This is a genomic window from Streptomyces sp. NRRL B-24572, assembly GCF_002156145.1.
In the GTDB taxonomy this organism is placed as follows: domain Bacteria; phylum Actinomycetota; class Actinomycetes; order Streptomycetales; family Streptomycetaceae; genus Streptomyces; species Streptomyces vietnamensis.
The window spans coordinates 1-4,655 of the sequence record NZ_MWIG01000392.1; the positions used below are offsets into that span (position 1 = coordinate 1).

Consider the following 4,655-nt stretch of genomic DNA (forward strand, 5'->3'; position numbering starts at 1 on the left):
GCCCGTCCACCAGCTTCCAGCTCGCCTCGGGCCCGGACCCCATGAACACCCACCCGTCGACCTGCCGCTCCACCCGCACGCCGTCGACGCGGACGACTCCGATCTGGTGATCACGCCCGCCGACGTCGACGGCGTGCGGGTGGAGCGGCAGGTCGACGGGTGGGTGTTCATGGGGTCCGGGCCCGAGGCGAGCTGGAAGCTGGTGGACGGGCGGCTCACCTTGCGGGTGGGCTGCGATGCGGTTGCGGCCGGCTGCTCGGCCGTGCACCGGATCCAGGTGCCCCGTGGTGTCGCCGTGACCGTCGAGGACGACAACGGGGACGTCACCGCCGAGGGCTTCACCACGCCCCTCAAGGTGCGGTCCGACGACGGGGACATCCGCGTGCGGAAGGTCAGTGGGGGGCTCGATCTCGGGAGTCGGGACGGGGACGTGAGCGTCGAGGATTCCGTTCGGTCGCCCGCCGTCGCCGTCCGGTCCGACGACGGGGACGTACGCATCACCCTCGCCGCCGTTCCCCGCAAGGTCGACGTCGTCACCGAGGACGGTGACGTCACCGTGACCGTGCCGAAGGCCGAGTACGAGGCGTCCGGCGCCAGTGACGACGGTGAGGTCCGTCTCGACGTACCCCGCCGCGACGGGAGCGGGAACGTGGTGAGCCTGCGCAGTGACGACGGGGATGTCCTCGTGCGCGCGGTGAACTGACCGGGCCGTGTGTTCGTCCTTACCGGGTGGGAGAATGAACCGGACCGGGCACGGCGGACACAGCACGGGGAGTAGTAGGTGGCGGCGAGCGACGCTAGGGGCACATCGGCGCCCGGTTTCTCCGTGTTCCGGTTGGCTGTCGCGCTGCCGTTGTTGGTCGGCGCGTTGGCGCCGCAGGCCTTCGCCGGCGGCGGGACGCGCCGCTGGTTCGGTGGGCGCGGGGAGGGCCAGCGGGCCGAGGCCCAGGCCGCCAAGGACGCCGCCGCGGCCGCCTTCTACGAGCTCGACACCGCCCAGCGCGGGCTCCGCATCTCCATCGAGACGATCACCGCCGTCGACGGTTCGCCGGAGGCCCGTCGCGCCGTCGAGGGCTTTGAAGCCCTGGGGCGGCGGATCGACGAGGTCAGTCATTCTTATATCGCCGCCGTTGACGCGCATGATCTCGATCGGGACGAGCTCGACGCCGGCACCGCTTCGCGTGCCCGTGCCGAGCTGACCCGCGCCAAGGAAGAGCTCGACCGCGTCAAGGGTGAGTTGGACCGGTTCGAGGAGGGGCTCGCCTCTCTTCTCGGGCGTGCCGAGACGCAGCTCGCCCGGGTCGCCCCCGCCGTCGAGCGGGCCCGGCAGGCGCTGCGGGGTGCGAGCGGTGCCCTGGATGCAGTACGCGAGAGGGGGCTGCGTGCCGATGATCTGGCCGCGCGGCTCGCCGCGCTCGGGCCCGAGCTGACCCTCCTCAACGAGGGCGCCGGCCGGCACGGCGTCCCCGAGACGCTGCAGCGCGCCGACCGGGTGCTGCGGGACGCCGAGGCCGTACGCGCCGAGGCCGAGCGGCTGCCCGAGCGGGCCACCGAGATCGACAAGCGGCTCGTGTCGCTGCGTACCCGCACCGAGGCGCTCACCACCCGCGCCGGGGGCGTCGAGCCCGTCCTCTCCGAGCTGCGGCGGCGGTACTCGGCCGCCTGCTGGCAGGACCTCCAGCACGTGCCGGAGCAGGCCGTCGTGACCCTCCGGCAGGCCGAGGAGCGGCTCGCCGAGGCCGGGAAGGCGCGGGCCGAGCAGCGCTGGCCCGACGCGACCTCCCTGCTCTCCACCGCCCGCGCGCTGCTCGACTCCACCGACGAGGCGGTCTCGGCCGCCGGAGACCGGCTGCGCCGCCTGGACGCCGTCGCGAAGGACCCGAAGGCGGAGATCGACCGCACCCGGTTCGCGGTACGGGACGCCCAGCGGCTCGCGATGGCCGGGCGGAGCACCCCCGACCCCCGGCACGCCCGGCCCCTCGACGACGCCGTCGCCCGCCTCGACCGGGCCGTGGACGGCCTGGAGGGCCGCCACCCGGATTATTGGCACTTCCTGACCGAGCTGGAGGGCGTCCGCGCCACCGCCGCCCGGGTCGTCGGGCAGATCCGGGAGGAGCGGGGATCCGGCGTCGGCCACTGATGGCGCGCTCGTACCGCCGTTAGCCTGTTCCCATGCCTCGTTACGAATACCGCTGCCGCACCTGTGGCGACACCTTCGAGCTCAGCCGTCCCATGGCCGAGTCCTCCGCTCCCGCCGCCTGCCCCGCCGGGCATGACGACACCGTGAAGCTGCTGTCCGCCGTCGCCGTGGGAGGAAGCAGCAACGCCGCCCCCGCGCAGGGCGGTGGCGGCGGCGGTGGCTGCTGTGGCGGGGGCTGCTGCGGCTGACCCCTGGGGCCTGTCCGGCCCTGATCCGCCGGACGGGCTCCAGCAGTCTCTAGACGGCTGCCGCGGCTCTGAAGCGGCGGAGGATCTCCTCGCCCGCCGCCACTCCACGCTCCGCGAGGACGTCGAGGTGGGGGGCCGTCCAGTCGCTGTCGGCCAGTTCGCCGTGGCCCGGGCGCCAGGCCCGGTCCGCGGCGAGCAGCAGGTCGGCGTCGAGGAGCGAGTCCCCCGCCGCCAGGGTGAGCGTCGCGCCGGTGCGGCGGGCGACCTCGCGGACGGCCGCGCTCTTGGTGAGCGGCTTCGGCACGGCGTACACCTTGCGGCCCTGCAGCGAGACGGTCCAGCCGCGGTCCCCCGCCCAGCTGCCGAAACGGTCCAGCCAGTCCTCGGGGAGCCGCTCCCGCTCGACGACGAGGTACGCGAAGAGGTCCTCGGCCACCCGGTGCTTGCGCACCCAGGACAGGTCCGTGGTGGCGGTGAGGTAGGCGCGGATCTCGGAGAGCGGCGCGCATTCGTCGGCCAGCCTGCGGACGACGGACTCGTGCCAGTCGCGGTCGGAGACGCCGTCGACGAGGATGTGCCCGCCGTTCCCGCAGATCGCGTACGCCGGTGCGGTGCCCGGGAGCTGGATGCGCTGGTACTGCTTGCGCGTCCGTGTCGTCGTCGGCACGAAGACCGTTTCGGCGGTCAGCCTCGCGAGGAGGTCGGCCGCGTCCTCGGTCATGTACGAGAGCGGCTTGGACTCGTGGACCTCCACGCAGAGCAGCCGGGGCGCCTGGGCGTCCGGCATGCCGAGGGCCAGGGCCGCGGTCGAGTAGATGAGGGTGCGGTCGAGGTCGCTCGCCACCAGCGTCTTCGTGCTCGTGCTCGTGCTCGTGCTCGTGCTCGTGATGGTGCTCGTGCTCGTACCTGTACTCGTGCTTGTGCTCGTGCTCGTGGGCCTGGTCACTGGGACACCACCGCCTTTCCGTCGGCGCCCGTCGCGCCCCTCGTGTACTGAGGGTGGATCAGGCCCACGCAGCTGTACGGTAGTTCGTCGACCTCCTCGACCGGTACGCCGCGCTGCTCGGCGAGCAGCCGCACGTGCGCGAGGTCCGCGTCCGCGCCCCGCTTGGCCAGGATCTTCCAGGGGACCCGGCGCAGCAGGACTCGCGTGGTCTCGCCGACGCCCGGCTTGACCAGGTTGACGTCGTGGATGCCGTACTCCTCGCTGATCCGCTCGACGGCCGCCCAGCCCTCCCAGGTGGGGGTGCGGTCGGCGGCCAGGAGCTCCTTGACGTCCGTGTCGACGGTCGCGGCGACCTCGTCGAAGCGGGCGGCGACGGCGTCGAGGAAGGCCACGGAGACGTCGGCCCCGGCCAGTTCGCGGTAGAACTTGGCGCCGTGGAAGTCGTTCGGTCCGACCAGGTCGGAGCGGAGGACCGTACGCGATATCAGGCCGGAGACCGTGGAGTTGAGGCAGGCGGAGGGGATGAGGAAGTCCTCGCGGGTGCCGTAGGTGCGGACGCAGGAGCCGGGGTCGGCGAGGACCGCGATCTCCGGGTCGAAGCCGTCGAACTCCTTGAGCGCTTCCGCGAGTTCGCGCGTGATGGCGCCCTTGCCCGTCCAGCCGTCGACGAACACGACGTCGGCCGGGTCGTGGTGGGCGGCGAGCCAGCGCAGCGCGTTGGCGTCGATGCCGCGGCCGCGCACGATGGAGACGGCGTAGTGCGGGAGGTCGAGGCCGTGGCGGGCCTGCGCCCAGCGGCGCATGAGGACGCCGACGGGGGTGCCGGCCCGGGCGAGGGAGACGAGGACCGGGCGGGCGGAGCGTTCGGCGAGGACGGTCTCCGTGACCGTGCCGACGGCGCGGGCGATGCGGGCCGCCGAGCTCTCCAGGGCCGTGTGGAAGAGCTGCTGGTAGCGCTCGCTGGGCTGGTACTCGACGGGGAGCGACTCGGCGTAGTGGGCGCCGCCGCTCTGGATGGCCTCCTCGCGTTCCTCGGTGGGGGCCTCGAGTTCGACGTCCGAGAGGTCCTGGAGCAGCCAGCCGACCTCTTCGGGTGCGTAGGAGGAGAAGGCGGGGCCGCGGAGGGGCTCGGGCAGCATGGAGCTCCTTTCGGGAGCTTCGGGAGCTTCGGTCACTTCGGTGGCGCGGACCGTGGGGGTGTAGGACGGGATCACCGCGAGCACGACGCGCGGGATGTGCGCGGCGAGCTGGGCGAGCAGGCCGTCCGGGGCGTGCAGGGCCGGGGTGTCGGCGGCGGAGTCGACGACGAGGACGACGGCGT

At 73.2% G+C, this 4,655-nt stretch carries 5 protein-coding genes; 3 read left to right on the forward strand and 2 right to left on the reverse strand.

Going from position 1 to position 4,655, the window contains the following annotated elements; genetic code table 11:
- The 3 genes from CCN56_RS23085 to CCN56_RS23095 form a co-directional block, all read left to right on the forward strand.
- The coding region (locus CCN56_RS23085) for a DUF4097 family beta strand repeat-containing protein (RefSeq protein WP_107484207.1) at positions 1-703 on the forward strand (703 nt) is incomplete at its 5' end.
- Between the two features lie 123 nt (positions 704-826).
- Complete coding sequence (locus CCN56_RS23090; RefSeq protein ID WP_086829612.1) at positions 827-2,140, forward strand: hypothetical protein; 1,314 nt, start codon at positions 827-829, stop codon at positions 2,138-2,140.
- A 32-nt stretch (positions 2,141-2,172) separates the two neighbouring features.
- Entirely contained in the window at positions 2,173-2,388 is a 216-nt protein-coding gene (locus CCN56_RS23095; protein WP_086829614.1) for a zinc ribbon domain-containing protein, read from the forward strand.
- 49 nt (positions 2,389-2,437) lie between these two features.
- Here the strand turns inward: CCN56_RS23095 and CCN56_RS23100 are convergent, their stop codons facing one another.
- On the reverse strand, positions 2,438-3,277 hold the full coding sequence (locus CCN56_RS23100) for an HAD family hydrolase (protein ID WP_373412885.1): 840 nt from the start codon (positions 3,275-3,277) through the stop codon (positions 2,438-2,440).
- 53 nt (positions 3,278-3,330) lie between these two features.
- Positions 3,331-4,655 (reverse strand): cysteine protease StiP family protein (locus CCN56_RS23105; RefSeq protein WP_179199957.1); only part of this gene is annotated, 1,325 nt, incomplete at its 5' end.

Bases quoted from the DNA above. Each gene is read 5' to 3' on its own strand.
- CCN56_RS23095 (WP_086829614.1), top strand. From the start codon at position 2,173: ATGCCTCGTTACGAATACCGCTGCCGCACCTGTGGCGACACCTTCGAG.